Raw genomic sequence first — 18,489 nt, forward strand, 5'->3', positions numbered from 1 at the left:
ATTCTTCTAAAACCATCCTTCTTGTTCGAGGGTTTCGATTAATTGCAAACCGCGAGGATCTCCTACTCCTAGAAGTGAGGCTTTGGTGTCTGCTCTGACTCCTAAATCTTTATCTTCGGCAAAAGCTTGAATTAATGCGTCTATGGCTGTAGCATAGACAACATTAGATGGGAGTTCTTTACAAAGTTGGCCGATTGTCCAAGCGGAGTTACTTCGCACAGCGGCGATGGGGTCTGTAACTAAGGCTTCAATCAGGGCGGGAATTGCGCCGACGATGGCTTCATAACCTACTTCTGTCATCTGTGCTAGGGCGCTGGCTGCCCAGAGACGCACGGCGGGAATATCGGTTCTCAGGGCATTGGTGAGGGGTGCTAAGGAACGGCGATCGCGGCAGTTACCCAAAGCCCAAACTACACCTTTACGAACATAACCATTAAAATCGCGGTTAAGTTGCATAATTAACGGTTCTACGGCTTCCTTGGCGGGATTGCGACCAATACCGTAAGCTGCACTGACTCGCACTAGGGGACAATTATCTGTTAATAGATGAATAAGATGAGGTGTTGCTCGTTCATCTTGAATATCACAAAAAGCACGCGCTGCTAACATCCGCTGCTGGGACTGGGGATTTGTTAAAAGTACCAACATTAATTCGGGATCAGGTTTTTCCACTTCTGATTCATCAGTAAGTGGTTCTATTTTATCTAAGGGGCTTTCTAGCTCCGCTTCGGTATCGAGTAGGCTGAGTTCGTATTCGTCGTACATAATTATTCCACTGTAACCCCTATTGACACTCCCCGGTCTAAAATTAATTGGTAATTGGTAATTGGTAATTGGTGAATAGAAATAACTCTTACTCCTCTTGTCTCTTGCCTCTTGCCTATTCCCTAACTAAAGTGATTTTACCATCCAGAGGGATTGTTCTTGATAACCAAGTTGATGATAAAGATTTAATGCGGGTGTGTTGGATAGAAATACTTGTAGTCCGATTTGGCGATATCCTTTTTGTGTAGCCCAATCTTCTATATAAGCCATCAATCCTTTACCAATGCCTCTGTGGCGATATTCTGGGATCACGTAGAGGAGAAAAATATGCGGATGGCGATCGCCACTGACCTGATCTATAGCATTCCCAACCCAAAGACAAGCTATGGGGGAAAATGTCTCTCCCCTGCCCCCAGCCCCCTCCTCCCTTGCCTCTTCATCTACCCACCATAAAGGGGTATCACGACAGAAGTATTGCTCAACTGTATGTGCCAAGTGGGAAAAATCTTGACGGGGGAATTGTTCTTGGTAAGTCCGCTGCATGAACTTAACCAAGAGGGCTTTATCTAGAGTAGAACCTTTGCGAATAGAATAGCCTGGAAGTAAATTCAAAATTCAAAATTTCAGATGTGATGAAATCATTTGCCAATCAATTATCATGCCAATAGGAGCGGGGGCTGCCATGTCCGATGGTAAAAAAATGCGGGCGCTGACTGCTACTAAGGCAAAGGTAAAGATCAGGATTGCCAAGAAAGGAGCGATATATTGACGCAAAATAGCCATGTTGTCTGTTGTAAATAAATAGCGACTGGATTGATTTTAGCAATTATTCGGGTTTGGCAAAGCCTTGATCTTATTGCTGATCCCGATCTAATTCATCTAAGACTCTTTCACAGTACCAATTTTCTGGCATTCCTGGGAAGTTTTGTTTGGCTTGCTCAATCAGTCTTTCAGCAGCCGCAACGTCTCCAGATAATCTAGCGATTAGGCGATTTTTGAGGTAGTTGCTAGTAACTTCTTCGTCCACTTGGTTGGGGATGCTGGGATTGACTGATTGGAGGGGTTCGCGTCGCAGTTGCCAAAATAAGACGTAATAAAGTGTACCAAAAATTAGAATCAGGCTGATTGTTCCCAGGAGTGTGAGGAAATTAAAAGCCAGATTTTGGAGAACTAATTGTGAGAGGACATAGCCCAGTAATAGACCTGTAACTATTAGAACAAATGTACCGACAAGAATAACTACTTGTGTTCCCATATATCTTCTTCTTCTAGTCCTGGTCTAGTTGCTGCCAATACTTTGGGATTCCAAGGGGCAACAATAGGTAATAGTAGCAAACCAGGTAACGCCGCTACAAGAGAAAGTAAGAAAAATGTCGGCCAACCTGTGGCTTTTGCCCAACTTCCTGCGGGTGCGGAAAGTACGTCTCGACTAATGGCCATGAGGCTGGAGAATAAAGCAAATTGAGTGGTTGTGAATCGGTGGTTACAGAGACGCATTAAAAAGGCAACTGTAGCAACTGTTACTAATCCAGCAGAGAAGTTTTCAATATTTACTGCTATGACTAATAGAGAATAATCTTTTTTATTAGCCATCGCTAGGGCATAATAACCTAAGTTACTCAATAATTGCAGCGCCCCAAATACCCACAAACTGCGATTTAAGTTGATTTTGGTCATGATCACACCCCCAGCTAATACGCCGACGGTGGTGGCAAGAAATCCCATTCCTGCTTGAATTGCGCCGATTTCGGTTTTAGTAAAGTCTATTTCTCTCAGAAATAAGTTAGCTGTAATGCCGACGAGGGAATCACCTAGTTTATAAAGTAATATAAAACCTAGTGTTAAACTCGCTTGTTTGATACCAAAGCGGTGAAAAAATTCTTTAAAAGGTAGGAAAATAGCTGTTTGTAGGTTTTCAGGTGGACTATCTTCGCTAACTTCATTTAGTAGGGAGTTTGGTAATAATACGGATGCAGTTATCCAAGCCACTAATAATCCTGCTAATAACCAATAAAATACAGGTTGGGGAATGAATCCGACAAAAACCCCAGCTATTAACCCTGCCACTAGTAAGGTAATCAGGACTATAAAAATCACGTCTTTGGCAGAAATGGGTGCTAATTGTGTTTTGTCTTGTAGTTTGTGTTCTGCGGGCGACCATAAGGTAGTAAATATACTTCCTGCCATAATTACTGCCATGAGCAAATATACTACATTCCAAGGTAGATAATCTGCTAACACTAAGGCCAGGGAACTGGTAATAAATAAGGCGATGCGATAGCCTAATACCCACACAGATGCCCCTGGTTGCGCCTCTAGGGGGTTTAAAATGTCGGTACGGTAGGCATCACCAGCGATGTCCTGGGTGGCACTGAGGAAGGTAATAATCAGGCAATTGATGGCGAGGATTTGTAATACTTGTTCGTTTTGGGCTGGTTGTTGAAGGGCAAGGGCAGCGATCGCTAATACTAAACCAATTTGAGTAATAATTAACCAACCTCTTCTGCCACCTAATAATGGTGGTGTAAATCTATCTAATAGAGGCGACCACAGGAATTTTAAGGAATAAGGTAAACTTAATAAACCAAATAAGGTGATTTTGGCAATATCAACTTTGGCATCTTGCATCCATAGTTGTAGGGTTCTACTGGTCAGAAATAGTGGTAAACCTGATGCAAAACCTAGTAATAATAAAGCACCCATTTTCTGGCTTTGGAAGGCCTGTCGGAGTGCTTGAATTTCTTTCATAAGATTATCTTGCCATGCTGGCACAAGAAGTGCAAAATCAGGATTTTACTTTGTTTGTGGACTGTTCAATTAGATCTTCAATTTTCTTAATATTCTGATCTCCTGCTAAGTAACCAATCCCCCGATGTAAATGTAAGCGAAATTGCGTAATTAGGGTTTCTCTATCTGTATCTAAGCCGTCGTTGTAGCAGCGTTGTTTGAGGGCTAAAAGTAAAATATCGGACATTTCTCCCCCAAAAACCCGCCATGTCATTTCGACGTTGCTATCTTGGGGAATGGGTACGGGGGAAGGTGCAGCAACTTCTGCGAGGGAACGACAAAACGCCCACCGACATAATATGTTCCATTGTTCGATTTTGGTGCTGCGTTTGAGTTTGAGGAGTTGTTCTTTGGCTGTTTGAGAGAGTTTGATTCTTTCTATTGGTGATTCCATGATTTTGGTGAAAAATATGAATTGAGTTTCGCGCAAAGGCGCTAAGGAGCAAAGACGCAAAGGAAGAAATTAAGAGGAGTTGGAGTTTACCAAAAATAACCAGGTTTGATTGTGGTTTCTCTTTTGTTGGAGTTATATTGGAGTAGGTATTCGCGGGCGATGGCTTCGGTTTCTTGCAGGTTTTGATATTCTTTTTTGCCGATTTCGGTGTCGGTGGAAAGGAGGATTACTTGATGGCTGGCTGAGGGAAAGTATCTTTCTACTAGGTTGTTGCGGTGGGAGGAGTCTAGTCTTCCTAATGGGGTGTCTATGGCGACGGGTAAGCGTCTTCCTGATACTTTGGCTAGTCCCCACAAAAATGCGATCGCTAATAGTTGTTTTTCTCCGGCGGAAAGTCTATGTTTGGGAACTGGTTTTCCGTTTAAATCATATAATGATAAGCCGAAGGTTTTGCTGTCTATAGCTATGCGATGTACTAGGTCTGATTTATGTAATAAATATAGAAAACAGTTTTTTACTTCTTCTTCTAATTTATTCAATTTTCTCAGGGTTAATCTTTCTCGAAATACTTTTAATGTTTGTTGAACTTTTAATGCAGAATCAATAATATGTTCACTATTTTGATATTTGATATTTTGTACAGTATATTCATTTAGTTCTTGTCTCAATCTTTTGGTTTCTGTATCTAATTCTATCAGTTTTTGAGTCATTATATCCGACTGAGATTTAATTTTATTAAATTCAGTTTGTGCTTCTTTTACTGCTTTTTGTAGTTTTGTATATTCTTCCGGTGCAGCCGCAGTTTGTACTTGTCTTTCTAAGGTGAGGATTTCTTCTTCATAATTAGTTAATTCATCTAGTTGCTTTTGGGCGGTATTTTGGGAAACCTGTAAACGATAGGTTATATTGTCAAGTAAACTTAAACTTTCTTCATCTCCATTTAACCAATTATTTTCTGTTGATAAGTTATTGGTATATAAATTATTAATATCTTCAGCTAGAAAAGATTGAATATTAGTAACTTTATTAGTTTCTAGATTTAATTGTTGTAGCCAATTTAATAATCTTTCATCTCTAGCAATTAAGACATCTTTAGCTAATTGGATTTGTTGTGTTTTTAGTTCTTTTTCTCCTTGTCTTTGGACTTGCGATAATAAAGGACTAATTAAGGCTAAAGGTAAAACATCAGCAGCTATTTCACGCAAGGATTCACGGACGTTATTCGCAACTTTGATTTTTTCTTCCCTTTGTTGTTCTAATTGGCTACGTTCAGCGGCAATTTTACCACCTTCATTCACAAATCTATCTAAAGCCTCTTCATGAATTTGTTCTAATTCTTCAACTTCAATATTCAGATTTACGAGTTTTATTTGATTATTTTCGTATTCTGCTTGTTTTTCCTGGATTCGGGTTTCAATTTCTTCTAATTTAGCTAAATCTTTTGTATCTGCAAATTCTCGTTTTTTGCGATTTACTAAAATCTCTAAATCAATTGCTAATTTATCGGCTAATTCTAAACCCAAAAGTCCGTTAATAGCATCCACAACTATAGGAGGTGGGATTTCCTGTTCTGCAAGTTCTTTAACTTGTTCACCGTCAAAAAGAAATAAATTGGAAATACCTATAGGTAAGATATTTTCTATATATTCATCCCAAATATTTACTAATGAATCAATTGGCCATGTTTCATCATCTCCTAATATTCCTAAATGGTCTTTACCGTCTTTAGGATTTTTTTCCCATGTCCGCACAACTCGATATTTTATTGGTCTATCTTCTTCGATATGTTCAAAAACTAATTCAATTCTGGTTTTTTCTGTGGGGGTACTTTTACTATTCACGCATTGGGTTAAAAAATCACTATAACTGAGATTTCCTCTTGTTGAACATTGGGCGCGTTGTCCATATAAAGCGAGGCGAATGGCATCCATAAGGGTGGTTTTTCCGCCGCCGTTCATTCCTCCTAATAAGATAATTGGGCGGGTGTTGTCTTCGTCAATTTGGGGGTTGAGGTTGATGATTTGTTTTCCAGCATAAGGACCGAAGTTTTGCAGGACTAATTCTAGGAATATCATGGGTTTTTGGGTTGGGTATTCTAGTTTTTTAAACGAACCACAGAGGCACAGAGGACACAGAGGAAGAGAGAAAGGAGATGTTTATCTCGTTCCCTGGCTCTGACAGGGAATACTTTCAAGAGGCTCTGCCTCTGTTATGGCTAGGAATGAGGAATATAGATTAAATGAACCACGAAGGAGCGAAGAACACGAAGGAAGAAGGAAGAAGATAAGTAATCTTATACTGAGAAGGGAGTATTCTATTCATCTGAGTTTTTTTGTGCATATTTGAAGTTAGCCCAAGTTTGTGGTTTAGTCTCTTGTTTTTCGGCGGTATCTCCTAAACTCAATTGTTTGAATTTTTCCCGAATTGTGGCTACATCACCTTCTAATGCTGCTTGTCTTAAATCCCTTTTTAAATGGGCATTTGCGATCGCTTGTTCTGGTGAACGGGAACTTGTATCAAAGCATTTTTCTAGGCTTTCGTAGATACCCACACGGCGGGTTTTTTTCTTAAATTGTCTTTCTGTATCTAATAGTCTGGCCATTAATTCTAGGTGCATTCCGTCACCTTCACAGATTTCTTCTAATATTTCCCATTCATCACTACCAAGTATGCTTTGATCTGCACCAGGACGAGAATCTTTAAATACTTCTCCTGTAACTTCTTCATATATACGGGGTAAACTATCATCAAATTCGTGTTTGTCTTCTAACCATATTCGGCGGATAGCACTTAATTCTTCCATACTAATTAGAGTAATATCACCCATATTTTTAGGTGCTGTTTGCCGGACTTGTATTTGCGCTTTTAGTAATTTTGTCAACCAATATTCTCGCCAATATTTTGTATATGGACCTGGTACTGGTACAACATCTTTCTTTCCTTTAATATCTCGTTCAAATAATTGAACCTGCCCCCGAATTCTTCTAAAATCTCTTTTATCTCTATCATCTTTAACATCTAATTCATTACGAATATCTAGTAGTATCTGCATCCACTCTTTTTCTTCATCATTTTGGATCATTGCCTCCATTGATTTATCTTTATTTACTAATGTGCATACCCAGCAACCAAATCGAGAATCGCCACAACTAGGTGTAGAAGTATCAACAACTAAAGGACATTCATTATCTGCTGTTGCACCTCGATACATAGTAAATAAATCTTTATTATTTCCTCCCCACGGATTTTTATATTGATTCAGGTATATCCAAACATCGTTATTACTCCAGTCTTCAACAGGCGTATAAATTAGAGAATTTGGTAAACTTGCATTAGGACTAAGCCTATCTCTAACTCTACCTAGCTGATGTTTATTCATGGTAGCTGCACGTTTGGAACTTTCCGCTTTACGTGTACCTAAAACAAGAATTGTTTCGCCATTAGCTCTCACTATTTGACGAATAAATTGATTAGCTGGATTTATTTTTAAACGCGAAGTACACCAACGAAACTGATTACGAGGTGCTGGGTATCCTTTACCAATAAGATTTACCCAAAAAGAATCTTCAACTACTGGCTCTAGAAGATGCGCTTCAATTGGCATATTTTGTTCTTGAGCAGCTAACCGAATATGGTTGATAGATTTACGAACCCAAGCGGCAACTATGGGATTTTCTACCCCCGTATCAGTTGTAATAACATAGATAGTCTTAGTTCTTTTGTTTGGAGGAAGTGAATAGATAGCATTCCAAACAAGCTGCAAGACTGTACTAGAATCTTTACCCCAAGATACACCTATAATCCAAGGTATCTCATCTAAACAATACAATTCTTGAATTTCTATAGTCAGAGCTTGAATATCTTCGATTAACTCTGGTACAGTACGATTCGGCTGATTTTTATTTTCTGGCTGTTGTGTTGTAGTCATTTTTCCTTACCTGTGGATATATGAACATAGAATCAATACTTCCCTTTGTGGGAATGGAATCATTTAGTATATAAATAAACTTAACCTATGCGTGCAACATATTTTTAAAAATTGCATCCCTAGTATCCATTTTTTCGGACAATAAAGCAAGAGTCAGTCACCAAGTTTTCAAAAATTAACATGAATGATAATACAGATACACTAAATAATCAACTCGCTAACGAGTATTTAGAACGGGAAAATAAGGATAAACAGGTATTAGCTTTACTGCTAGACAGGTTTTTAGAGAAGAAAGACCAAATCCTTGTCCAAAAAACCGAAATGGGTGGTACTGAGGCTTATGTAGGTTCTGTGACATTGGAATGGTTTGCGGGACGGGTACATTTTGCGTCTGGTTTACCCTTGCTGCAAAAAAAGTACAACCCAGAGACAGAGAATATTGAAATTGACGCTGATAGTATTGATGAAATTCAACAACGTCCTGTTGATTGGTCGCGTCAAGCACCGTTAGTACAGTATTTAGCAGCGAGAAAAAACCATAAATTTCCGGCTGTGTTGGTAGTAATTAATCAACCTTGGGTGGATAACCCCAAAGCAGCGGAGTGGGATAGTCAAGGACGAGCTAAAAAAGCGACAACTGATTTTATACCTTTAGATAAAGATGGTAAAGTCGGTTTATTGAATATTTCTGAAGACAATGTGACAATTTATGCTTTAGATGGTCAGCATAGATTAATGGGTGTCCAAGGTTTAATGGAGTTAATTAAATCTGGTAAACTCCAACGTTATAAAAAGGATAAAACTGCTGATGAAAGTTTTATTACTCTATCTGATTTGATTGATAAATATCAAGTAGAACCTGCTTATTTACAAAATTTATCTAAAGAAAAAATTGGCATTGAATTTATTTGTGCGGTGAATACTGGGGAAACTCATACAGAAGCAAAACGACGGGTAAGATCAATTTTTGTTCATGTAAATTTAATGGCTGCACCTTTAACTAAAGGTCAGTTAGCACAATTAAATGAAGATGATGGTTTTGCTATTGTAGCGCGAAAAATTGCCGTTACACATCCACTTTTAGAACAAAAACCAAATCGCAATCCCCGTGTTAATTGGAATAGTGCCACAGTAGCCGCTAATTCTACGGTTTTGACGACGCTACAAGCCTTACAAGATATGTCTGAAAGGTATTTGGGGCAAAAGTTCCCCCACTGGAAACCTTTGGAAAAAGGGTTAATTCCCATGCGTCCAGAAAATGAAGAAATTCAGGAAGGAATTGCCGATTTTAGACTACTTTTTGATAATTTAGCTAATCTTCCCAGTTATAAAATATTGGAACACGAAGATACAACTGTTTTGCGTCGCTTCCATTTTGAAAAAGACGGAGGTGAGGGAAATATGTTATTTCGTCCAGTTTCTCAAGTTGCTTTAGCGCAAGCTTTGGGAACTTTGGTATTTAAAAAAGATTTTGGTTTGACGGATATTTTCAAGAAGTTGGAGAAATTTGACCGTCAAGGGGGTTTTAGTAGTATGGAATATCCTCAATCTTTATGGTATGGGGTTTTATATGATCCCAATAAAAAGCGGGTACAGGTAGTAGGAAAAGATTTAGCTGTGAAGTTATTTATTTATATGTTGGGAGGAATGACTGAAAAAATGGAAGTTACTGCTTTACGTAAAGCTTTAGCTAATGCTAGGACAATGGAAGACCAAACTATAGGTTTTGATGGTAAGTTTGTCAAACCGCAAGATGTAGGGCTACCAGTTATACTGAGTTAGACAAGTTAGCGAGTAATATCACCTTGTGGTTTTTACGGATGTTCAATACCACCGATGTTGTTTACTATGTTTTTTGACATCGCTAAGTGTATCAGCATTTATATGACTCAATTGAACGAAGAAAACAACAAAGATATTACTCCTGAAGTGAAAGCTCAGTTTAGCTCATTTATAGCTCCATTCTTCTCTAAATACCATCGTGATCGGTGCTATTTAGGACTGAGATTGACACATGGAAACAGGACTATGCTACAAATTAATGTACCTGCTGGTGACTTTTCTGGACTTTTGCAAGCTAAACCTTCAAGTGGTAATGATCCTGATTCTGGTAAGAATCGTCCAGAAGTTAAAGGCCATGCAGAAGAAATTAAAAAATACATTATCGAACGTGCTAAAAAACAAAAACCTTGGATTGTGGGAACATTAACAGCAAATGTTTCCCCAAAAGAGATCACTTTTTTAGAATTTGATAGAGATTTTGGCTTAGTTGTTATTCGCAGAGGAGTGAAGCTAGACATTACTGATGGACAACATCGAAAACGTGCAATTCATGAATTAATAGAAAGTGCTGATAGTTACTTAATTAAAGATGACAATTTTCCAATAACTTTAGTTTTAGAAGGAGATTTTCAACAGTGTCAGGCAGATTTTAGAGATATGGCACAAACTAGACAGCTTGATAAATCTTTATTGCTGTCATTTGGTGAATTTTCTGGTAGAGTCGGCATTAGTAAAGAGTTAGTAAGCCGGGTGTCATTATTTAAGGGGAAAACTGAGAAAATTAAAGCATCACCTTCAACTAAAAATAATCTAATTTACACAATGAACTACATCGCTAAATTTGTAAGTTGTGTATTTAGTAATGATATGATGAACCAATTAAAAGAGATAGATGTAGATAGCACATCTGATACTTTGGTTACTTGCCTAAATCAGTTTTTCTCAGAATGTAGTAATACAGAATATATAGCTTCACTCAGTGTATCTGAATTAACAAATGATGAAGTTGCTGCATTTAAAGACGATTGTTTATTGGGTGTAAGTGTAGGATTAGAAGTTTTAGGTCGCTTACTATACTGGTCTTATGATGCTGAAGAAAATTATTTTGATTCAGAAAAAATTTCTCAACTAGCAAGTTTAAACTGGTCAAGAGAAGATGAAGTTTGGAGAGATAATATAGTTAGAATTGAATCCCAACCCAAAAATTCAAGCAAGCCTTATAAAATATCAGCGACTGCTGGTGCTGTTACAGACGCAGTAAAGGCAGTAAAAAATAAATTGGGATGGGTATAAATGATTAACTGTTTACATTAGAAAAGGCTTAGGAGAGGAATTTACTTAAATCAAATTCCTCCGTTTCTTCATGAATATTTATTTTTTGATACTTGAGAAATAATAAAATTCGTTCTGAATAATCTACAGCACCCCTTAACTCATTTTGTAATATTTCTAGTCCACCATTAGCATATTCTTCAAAAGTATGAATACGTTGATCATCAGATGTTTCATCATCACCTAAAATTTTTATATCTTGTATTTCGGTGATAGCTAATAAATTAATCAGCATAGTGAAGCTACTGGGAAAATAATCCTGTCGTAAAGGGGATAAATCTTTAGAACTTCCTTCTAGTGGAACTCGCTTTTTATACTTTACTCCCAATGATGCTGCAAATACCATGACTTCTACATAAGTCTGAAAAATCCCACTGGTATCTTTGGAAGCTACTAACGATTTCACCAACTCAGCCTTATCTTGAGCAATTTTGATTCTATTTGCAGCCATAACTATAAAATCTACACCCTAAATATATTAAACCAAACCTAACTTACTAATAACACACTCTCGCGCGCCTCTCCGCGCCTCTGCGCCTCTGCGTGAGAAAAAAAATCAACAAACATCCTCACAAACCGAGGACTCATATAACTCCTTTCTTCCTTTGCGTCTTTGCGCCTTTGCGTGAGATATATTAATTTCGTTCCACTTCAACAATTTCAGTATATTCAAAACCATTCAAACTCTGTCGAACCAAAGCATATCTTTCCCTCCCCAACTCAATAAAATCCTGTTCACAATTAGGCTTAGAAGAATAATAAACCAAAACATATTCCTTCCCAACCTTATCAGCAATTTCCTCCTCAACCTCAACCCTCCACTGAGTCTTAGTCACCAACACAACCAACTGATTTGCTAACTTAGGAATAGTTCGCGCAATGTGACGACGAGAATTAACATCTAAACTCCCAAAAGGAGAATCCATAACAATCGGAAAAGTGCTACTTTCAGGAAGCATGATCATTTTCCGCTTCTCACTCCAGTCGCGTACCTTATCAATAATACTAGCGATAAAAGATAAACTGAGAATTTGATTTTCTCCCGTAGAAGCTGCGACTGGTGCTTCAATTCCCGTCGTATTTTCCACCAAACTTAATTCATACTTTTCGCTAATTTTGGGAATGTATGGAGTAAAAGAGATATCCGAGAAAATTTCCTGTACCCGCTGTTCCAATTGCAGACGAAATTGATTTTCTTGACGGTTTTTAACTTCCGATAATCTATCAATTGCATCTTGAGTAGCATTAATGCGACGCTGTGCTAAAGATTGTTTTTCCTCATTTTGTTTTTGCTTAGAAATTTGTTTTATCAAAGCATCAATAGCTGTTTTCAGATGAGAAACTTCCTGTTGATTTGCACCTTGTTCTCGATTTAAGTCATCAATTTTGGCTTCAATTTCATCCAGACGTTTTTGTAAACTACTAATTTCCTCATTGGGATCTTTTCGGAGTTGTTCTTGAATAGTTGCTAACTCCAATTCAACTTGATTGAGATTTTCTCTTAACTGTTGAATTCGTGCTTGTTCTCTGTCTGCTTCCTCCCAAAAAGCAACTGCTTGTTTATCAATTTCATCAACTTGTGCGCTCATTCTAATTGCGGTTTCTTCCACAGTCGAAGAACCGGATTTTCTCATCAAATTCTTCACATGAAAATGAGTATGAGTTCCTTCCCTCAAATCTGCACCACAAATACAACGTCCACTATTGAGTAAATCATTGACAAATTCCCGCGAAATTCCCGCAGTTAATTCACCTTTTTGTTTTAAATCTGTGAAGATTTCCCGAAACTTAGCGGTAGTTTCCGACAATAGAACAGTATAACCCCGTGCGGAAATAGCCTTTTTCAAATTCTCCCGTGTTTTCTTCAACTCTTCCCGTAAACTATCTTTTTGCGATTCTAAACTTTGCTTTCTTTCCTGTAATTCCTTAACAGCACTCAATTCTCGTAACTTGTTACTAACTTCCTTTTTAAAAGTTTGCTGATATTCCAACTCTTGATTTATTTCTGTTTGACGTTTATTGATATTATCAATTTCCAGTTCTTGTTTTTCTTGCTGAGTCAATAACTGTTTAGTTTCCGCGTCACCAATATGTTTCAACTCAGTTTCTAAACTCTTTTTAGCATCTTTCAAGTGTTTAATCGAAAGTTCAATAACTTCCACACCCAAAAAAGTTCTAATTGCTTCAGAAATTTCCGCTTTATTATCAGAACGGACAATTTCTTCAATCCGTTCACCGTCAAAGAAAAAATATTGATGTAAACTTGCTGGTAAAATCTGAGTAATAATTTCCTCAGCTTGTTGAAGAGGAAAATACCATTTTCCATCATCTCCAGCAACTTGAATTTTCAACTGAGTTTTCCCAGCTTCAATCACATCACTTTCATTTTTATAAACCCGACAACCACGAGTAGCACGATAACGATTACCTTCATGTTCCCAACCAACTTCCACCCAACATTCCACAGGTTGACTAGGTTGAGATTCTGCAATTGCGCGTTTATTTACTAACTGTTCAGTTGACGCAAAAGCCGCACTAAATTTTTCATATAAAACCCAAGTAAACGCATTCAAAATACTAGTTTTACCTGCACCATTACTACCATAAATCATAGTAGTATTGCGAACATCTCCACCAGCCAAAGTTATTTCTGGTGTCTTCCCATAAAAAGAACGAAAATTACATAATTTAATAGAAGTTAGCTTCATAAAAATACCTGGTATGTGGGAAAATCAGCGGCTTTCGCTCTGAAAGGGATGGTTCTACATGGCTCACCAGCCGCGACACGGGCGGTTTTAACCGAATTTAACTTTTTAACTTGAGTAACCATACCCATCTTTTTTGTGGATAGTTTTACAAGTTTTATAACTAATTCCTTGAACTAATCCATTTCTAGTTGAAATATTGAAACTTCCTGTCGTGCGAGTAGCAATTCTTCCAATATATTCGCCAACTTTTTTACCAGTTTTGACAACTGATTTAACGATGTCTCCTGTTTGAAAACCAAAATGAAATTTAGTTCTAGAACAGTGACGATTTGGGAATCCGTATTTGTCTGTACGGCAAGATTGTCTAGTGCCGTGACCGTTAGCTGTAATTAGCAATGGCTTAACACCTTTGATATTGAGAATTGGAGTTAATTGACCAACACAAGCCGCATCAATCCAGTGAGTTTTCGCTAGTTTCTGTTGACTACGATTGAATTTAGTTAAACCTCCTGAACCCGTTTCTACAGGTAATCCAGTCGCTTTCAAAACTTCTAGTAATACAAAACGAGTTGTGTTTACTGCGGCTGCATCAGCCAGTGGTCTTTTAGCTTGTTTCAATATTTTTTCCAATTTTGATGGGTCTTTTTTGAGGAAATCTTTAATATCTTTCGTTCCTTTTTTTGTGTTACATTTTTCACAACTTAAAGCGAGGTTTGTAATTGAATTACTACCACCCTTGGCTTGTGGATGAATATGCTCTACTTGAAAAGGAACGTCTTTCACTCCACAGTAGGCACATTGCCTATCCCACTTTTCTAGTAAGTATTCTCTGGTTTCATAACCAGCTAAAGTTCCTTGTTGATATTCCCTACCTTGAATATCAGGATTAGCCATTAACTGCATATCAAAACGTACAAGTTCCTGACTGATAGCAACAACATGGGCAATTTTACTCAGCTTCTTAACCCAAGTTTTTATATTCTCAATCCGACTTTGCAGGCTTGGTGCTAACCAGCCTAAAGGGCGTGTTCTATTCAAAAATCTTGGTTTTCTGTAACGAGTAATTCTTGCCCGTCTAAAACGTCTTAATTGTCTTCTAGAAGTTAAAGCATCTCGAATTGCAAAACCTCTATGTTTTAATTCAGCAGCAAATACAACCTCACCACTAGCATCGTTAATTAATGCTATTCCTGTATGCTTTGCTCCGGGGTCAATCTTTAATCTTAGAGGTAATACGGTTTTAGAACATAATTCTTTCAGAATTAAAGTAAAAGGAAAACTTCTAAAAACTGCTGCTTTACCATTTCTTAATAGTTGTCTAGCTTGTGCTGAATGAATTGGATTTAATGGTCGTTTATCGGTATCAATTACAAATACTTTGGACATAAAGTCCCTCCTTTCGGGTAATGTTAGCTTCGTCAATGTTTTAAGAGCTTTTTAGATTTGCAACACTGTTTCAGTGACTTTAAAACTGTTTAATTGCAAATGACAGAGCAGGGAACTAGCTACGCATTCCAGGGTGTCGTGACTCAAAAAACGTAGTCAGTGAAGACTTAGACTGGTCAATACAGCTTGTTTCGATTTCTCTTACAAGCTCAGTCTCTTTAGGGCTGAGTTACTGACTGCACCGCTTCCTTCACAATAGTGAGAATATCATCATTAATATGACCCTTACTCTTTCTATCTAACCTGCTTTTCTCCAATCTCCATACCTTCTCAATAATTTGCTTTACCTCCGGTGGTGCGCTGGTAATTGGTTCTTGAACGTCCTCAATATTTGGTTCTGGTATCATTTCAATACTGCAATAGATTTATTTTCTATTTTAACCAGTTCTGATACTATAGATATAACCCACGCAAAAATTCTCTAAAACCCTTCTTCCTTCGCTTCCTTCGTCCCTTCGTGGTTCATTTCTCCTAATTCCTATCTAAATACTAGTATAAATTTATATTTAAGTAAAAAAATTTCTTTTTTTAGGGTTCTGGGGATTGACTTGCGCCGCCAGGCGTGATATCCTGATAATGGGAATGTGTGCCTCTATAAAAATTTTATCCACACTCCATTATATTAATATAGCACATCGCCGGCGATGTTGCCAACCAACTTCCGAAAAAAAAATTTCGCGCCAAACGTAAAACTGGGAAATTGTGTAGAATTGCTAGGTGTAACGTTCAAGCTAGATAATGGATTTTAATCTGCAAGCACCTTTTGTCCCCACCGGTGATCAACCACAAGCGATCGCACAACTTTCTGCTAGTATTCAAACAGGAAATCATTATCAAACATTACTGGGTGCGACAGGAACCGGTAAGACATTCTCCATAGCCGCAGTCATTGAAAAAGTCGGTAGACCTACCCTAGTATTAGCCCATAATAAGACATTAGCCGCCCAGTTGTGTAACGAACTGCGGGAGTTTTTTCCTAATAATGCAGTTGAGTATTTTGTCAGTTATTACGATTACTATCAACCCGAAGCATATCTACCTGTTACTGATACTTATATAGAAAAAACATCAGCGATTAATGAAGAAATAGATATGTTACGACATTCGGCCACCCGTTCCTTATTTGAACGCAAAGATGTGATTGTTGTCGCCTCAATTAGTTGTATTTATGGTTTAGGAATGCCGGCGGAATACCTGAAAGCCGCAATTCGGTTACAATTGGGAATGGAAATTGATCCGCGTCAAGTTTTACGGGATTTAACAGCAGTTCAATATACCCGCAATGACATCGAAATGGGGAGAGGAAAATTTCGAGTTCGGGGTGATGTTTTAGAAATTTCTCCTGCTTACGAAGATAGAATTATTAGAGTGGAATTCTTTGGAGATGAAATTGACGCAATTAGATATGTAGATCCTGTGAGTGGGGAAATTCTCCACAGTTTAGAAGCAGTAAATATCTACCCTGCGCGTCACTTTGTTACTCCTAAAGAAAGAGTAGAAATAGCTTGTGAAGATATAGCTACAGAATTAAAACACCAACAACTAACATTAGAATCAATGGGTAAATTAGTTGAAGCACAACGCATTGACCAACGTACCCGTTATGATTTGGAAATGTTACGAGAAGTGGGATATTGTAACGGTGTAGAAAATTATTCTCGTCATTTAGCCGGAAGACAAGCAGGAGAACCACCAGAATGTTTAATTGATTATTTTCCCAAAGATTGGTTATTAGTGATAGATGAATCTCATGTTACCGTTCCCCAAATTCGCGGAATGTATAACGGAGATCAAGCGAGAAAAAAAGTATTAATTGATCATGGTTTTCGGCTTCCCAGTGCGGCGGATAATCGTCCTTTACAAGCCGAGGAATTTTGGCAAAAAGTCAATCAATGTATTTTCGTTTCGGCGACTCCCGGAAATTGGGAATTAGAAATTTCGGAAGAGAATATTATTGAACAAGTAATTAGACCGACGGGAGTAATTGACCCGGAAATATTTGTGCGTCCCACGGAAGGACAAATTGATGATTTATTAGGAGAAATAAAAGATCGAGTTGACCGTCAAGAAAGAACTTTAGTGACAACATTAACTAAGCGTATGGCGGAAGATTTGACTGAATATTTAGCAGAGAGGGGAATTAAAATCAGATATTTGCATTCAGAAATTAATTCTATTCAACGCATTGAAATTTTACAAGATTTGCGAAATGGTGTTTTTGATGTGTTAGTCGGTGTGAACTTATTGCGGGAAGGTTTAGATTTACCTGAAGTTTCGTTAGTTGCAATTATGGACGCAGATAAGGAAGGATTTTTGCGAACTGAACGTTCTTTAATTCAAACTATCGGACGTGCGGCGCGTCATATTAGAGGAAAAGCAATTTTATATGCTGATAAAATGACAGGAAGTATGATTAAAGCTATTGATGAAACTGATAGAAGAAGAGGAATTCAAGCGGCTTATAATAAACTACATGGAATTACACCGCAACCGATTATTAAAAAACAGAGTAATTCGATTTTATCTTTTTTAGATGCTTCCCGACGCTTAAATGCAACTGATTTAAAAATGGTTGATGAACATTTAGATGAATTATCAGTGGAAGATATTCCAGAGTTAATTACAATTTTAGAAAAACAGATGAAGGAAGCAGCGAAGAAGATGGAATTTGAGGAAGCTGGAAAATTGCGCGATCGCATTAAGCATTTGCGAGATAAAATGTTAGGACGTTAAAAAGCTGGAAAATTGCGCGTTAGCCTGGCGCTGCGTCAGCGATCTCATTAAGCATTTGCGAGATAAAATGTTGGGTAGTTGATGATATTCTTTTTTTAACGAACCGCAGAGGCGCAGAGAACGCAGAGGAAGAGAGGAAGGAGATGTTTACAGTTTATTTAGGATTGCTGTATATTTGCATTACAGTAATAGCGTGGTGATTATTCTGTAATTTTACCCCTATTCAACTTAATTTGTCCGCGCTTGTTTTTACTATCAAGACGTTTTCTTTGAGAATTACGACTTGGTTTCGTTCGTTTACGTTTTCGGGGTAAAACAGAAACACTTTTAATCAGTTCTTGAAGTCGTCTAAAAGCCTCCTCCTTATTCTGTTCTTGACTGCGGTATTCCTGCGCTTTAATCACCACAACTCCCTCAAGAGTAATGCGGTTATCTTTCAACTTTAAAAGCCGTTCCTTATAGATTTCTGGTAAGGAAGAAGCACCAATATCAAAGCGCAAATGAATAGCAGTAGCCACCTTATTAACATTTTGACCACCTGCACCCTGAGAACGAATTGCACTAATTTCAATATCGCTATCAGGAATAATTACTGTCTGGTAAATTTCTATCAT

At 37.8% G+C, this 18,489-nt stretch carries 17 protein-coding genes; 3 read left to right on the plus strand and 14 right to left on the minus strand.

Annotated features, from left to right (window positions below; all coding sequences use genetic code 11):
- Positions 1–6 precede the first annotated feature (6 nt).
- The 8 genes from FJR11_RS06160 to dndC form a co-directional block, all read right to left on the minus strand.
- Positions 7–765, minus strand: coding sequence for a HEAT repeat domain-containing protein (locus tag FJR11_RS06160; RefSeq protein ID WP_168502825.1), 759 nt, complete (start codon positions 763–765; stop codon positions 7–9).
- A gap of 126 nt (positions 766–891) precedes the next feature.
- Positions 892–1,377: a GNAT family N-acetyltransferase gene (locus FJR11_RS06165; protein WP_168502826.1), complete on the minus strand. Its 486-nt coding sequence runs from the start codon at positions 1,375–1,377 to the stop codon at positions 892–894.
- Positions 1,378–1,380: 3 nt separating this feature from the next.
- Positions 1,381–1,548: a hypothetical protein gene (locus FJR11_RS06170; protein WP_168502827.1), complete on the minus strand. Its 168-nt coding sequence runs from the start codon at positions 1,546–1,548 to the stop codon at positions 1,381–1,383.
- Between the two features lie 70 nt (positions 1,549–1,618).
- Positions 1,619–2,020 (minus strand): ABC transporter permease, encoded by a 402-nt coding sequence (locus FJR11_RS06175; protein ID WP_168502828.1) that lies wholly within the window; start codon positions 2,018–2,020, stop codon positions 1,619–1,621.
- Complete coding sequence (locus tag FJR11_RS06180; protein ID WP_168502829.1) at positions 2,005–3,513, minus strand: AmpG family muropeptide MFS transporter; 1,509 nt, start codon at positions 3,511–3,513, stop codon at positions 2,005–2,007. Before FJR11_RS06180 ends, FJR11_RS06175 begins: the two co-directional genes overlap by 16 nt.
- 37 nt (positions 3,514–3,550) lie before the next feature.
- Complete coding sequence (gene dndE, locus FJR11_RS06185; protein ID WP_168502830.1) at positions 3,551–3,946, minus strand: DNA sulfur modification protein DndE; 396 nt, start codon at positions 3,944–3,946, stop codon at positions 3,551–3,553.
- Positions 3,947–4,032: 86 nt separating this feature from the next.
- Positions 4,033–6,021: a DNA sulfur modification protein DndD gene (gene dndD, locus FJR11_RS06190; protein WP_168502831.1), complete on the minus strand. Its 1,989-nt coding sequence runs from the start codon at positions 6,019–6,021 to the stop codon at positions 4,033–4,035.
- 239 nt (positions 6,022–6,260) lie between these two features.
- Entirely contained in the window at positions 6,261–7,874 is a 1,614-nt protein-coding gene (gene dndC / locus FJR11_RS06195; RefSeq protein ID WP_168502832.1) for a DNA phosphorothioation system sulfurtransferase DndC, read from the minus strand.
- 180 nt (positions 7,875–8,054) lie between these two features.
- Between dndC and FJR11_RS06200 the strand changes: the two genes are divergently transcribed.
- Both FJR11_RS06200 and FJR11_RS06205 read left to right on the plus strand, forming a co-directional pair.
- Complete coding sequence (locus tag FJR11_RS06200) at positions 8,055–9,656, plus strand: DGQHR domain-containing protein (protein WP_168502833.1); 1,602 nt, start codon at positions 8,055–8,057, stop codon at positions 9,654–9,656.
- Between the two features lie 102 nt (positions 9,657–9,758).
- A complete protein-coding gene (locus tag FJR11_RS06205) occupies positions 9,759–10,949 on the plus strand; it encodes a DNA sulfur modification protein DndB (RefSeq protein WP_168502834.1) in 1,191 nt (396 codons plus the stop codon).
- Between the two features lie 28 nt (positions 10,950–10,977).
- Here FJR11_RS06205 and FJR11_RS06210 read toward each other — a convergent pair whose 3' ends face one another.
- The 5 genes from FJR11_RS06210 to FJR11_RS06225 form a co-directional block, all read right to left on the minus strand.
- The gene (locus FJR11_RS06210; protein ID WP_168502835.1) at positions 10,978–11,439 is read right to left on the minus strand and encodes a DNA phosphorothioation-associated protein 4; all 462 of its coding nucleotides are present in this window, start codon (positions 11,437–11,439) and stop codon (positions 10,978–10,980) included.
- Between the two features lie 184 nt (positions 11,440–11,623).
- Positions 11,624–13,696, minus strand: coding sequence for an AAA family ATPase (locus FJR11_RS06215; protein ID WP_168502836.1), 2,073 nt, complete (start codon positions 13,694–13,696; stop codon positions 11,624–11,626).
- Positions 13,693–13,818 carry a hypothetical protein gene (locus tag FJR11_RS23735; protein WP_256366772.1) on the minus strand — a complete coding sequence of 42 codons (126 nt, stop codon included), beginning with the start codon at positions 13,816–13,818 and terminating at the stop codon, positions 13,693–13,695. Before FJR11_RS23735 ends, FJR11_RS06215 begins: the two co-directional genes overlap by 4 nt.
- On the minus strand, positions 13,802–15,082 hold the full coding sequence (gene iscB, locus FJR11_RS06220) for an RNA-guided endonuclease IscB (protein ID WP_168502837.1): 1,281 nt from the start codon (positions 15,080–15,082) through the stop codon (positions 13,802–13,804). Before iscB ends, FJR11_RS23735 begins: the two co-directional genes overlap by 17 nt.
- 218 nt (positions 15,083–15,300) lie before the next feature.
- Positions 15,301–15,489 (minus strand): hypothetical protein, encoded by a 189-nt coding sequence (locus FJR11_RS06225; RefSeq protein ID WP_174762941.1) that lies wholly within the window; start codon positions 15,487–15,489, stop codon positions 15,301–15,303.
- Between the two features lie 388 nt (positions 15,490–15,877).
- Here FJR11_RS06225 and uvrB point away from each other — a divergent pair, with 388 nt between their 5' ends.
- Positions 15,878–17,875 (plus strand): excinuclease ABC subunit UvrB, encoded by a 1,998-nt coding sequence (uvrB, locus tag FJR11_RS06230; protein WP_168502869.1) that lies wholly within the window; start codon positions 15,878–15,880, stop codon positions 17,873–17,875.
- A gap of 200 nt (positions 17,876–18,075) precedes the next feature.
- On the opposite strand, the gene arfB is transcribed toward uvrB, so the two are convergent.
- Complete coding sequence (arfB, locus tag FJR11_RS06235) at positions 18,076–18,489, minus strand: alternative ribosome rescue aminoacyl-tRNA hydrolase ArfB (protein ID WP_168502838.1); 414 nt, start codon at positions 18,487–18,489, stop codon at positions 18,076–18,078.

This window comes from Anabaena sp. UHCC 0187 (genome assembly GCF_009712035.1).
Lineage (GTDB): Bacteria > Cyanobacteriota > Cyanobacteriia > Cyanobacteriales > Nostocaceae > Dolichospermum.

What these genes read in the sequence shown, in the direction of transcription:
- FJR11_RS06160 (WP_168502825.1), bottom strand. Translation starts at nt 765, where the DNA reads ATGTACGACGAATACGAACTCAGCCTACTCGATACCGAAGCGGAGCTA.
- FJR11_RS06170 (WP_168502827.1), bottom strand. Translation starts at nt 1,548, where the DNA reads ATGGCTATTTTGCGTCAATATATCGCTCCTTTCTTGGCAATCCTGATC.
- FJR11_RS06175 (WP_168502828.1), bottom strand. Translation starts at nt 2,020, where the DNA reads ATGGGAACACAAGTAGTTATTCTTGTCGGTACATTTGTTCTAATAGTT.
- FJR11_RS06180 (WP_168502829.1), bottom strand. Translation starts at nt 3,513, where the DNA reads ATGAAAGAAATTCAAGCACTCCGACAGGCCTTCCAAAGCCAGAAAATG.
- dndE (WP_168502830.1), bottom strand. Translation starts at nt 3,946, where the DNA reads ATGGAATCACCAATAGAAAGAATCAAACTCTCTCAAACAGCCAAAGAA.
- dndD (WP_168502831.1), bottom strand. Translation starts at nt 6,021, where the DNA reads ATGATATTCCTAGAATTAGTCCTGCAAAACTTCGGTCCTTATGCTGGA.
- dndC (WP_168502832.1), bottom strand. Translation starts at nt 7,874, where the DNA reads ATGACTACAACACAACAGCCAGAAAATAAAAATCAGCCGAATCGTACT.
- FJR11_RS06200 (WP_168502833.1), top strand. Translation starts at nt 8,055, where the DNA reads ATGAATGATAATACAGATACACTAAATAATCAACTCGCTAACGAGTAT.
- FJR11_RS06205 (WP_168502834.1), top strand. Translation starts at nt 9,759, where the DNA reads ATGACTCAATTGAACGAAGAAAACAACAAAGATATTACTCCTGAAGTG.
- FJR11_RS06210 (WP_168502835.1), bottom strand. Translation starts at nt 11,439, where the DNA reads ATGGCTGCAAATAGAATCAAAATTGCTCAAGATAAGGCTGAGTTGGTG.
- FJR11_RS06215 (WP_168502836.1), bottom strand. Translation starts at nt 13,696, where the DNA reads ATGAAGCTAACTTCTATTAAATTATGTAATTTTCGTTCTTTTTATGGG.
- FJR11_RS23735 (WP_256366772.1), bottom strand. Translation starts at nt 13,818, where the DNA reads ATGGTTACTCAAGTTAAAAAGTTAAATTCGGTTAAAACCGCCCGTGTC.
- iscB (WP_168502837.1), bottom strand. Translation starts at nt 15,082, where the DNA reads ATGTCCAAAGTATTTGTAATTGATACCGATAAACGACCATTAAATCCA.
- FJR11_RS06225 (WP_174762941.1), bottom strand. Translation starts at nt 15,489, where the DNA reads ATGATACCAGAACCAAATATTGAGGACGTTCAAGAACCAATTACCAGC.
- arfB (WP_168502838.1), bottom strand. Translation starts at nt 18,489, where the DNA reads ATGATAGAAATTTACCAGACAGTAATTATTCCTGATAGCGATATTGAA.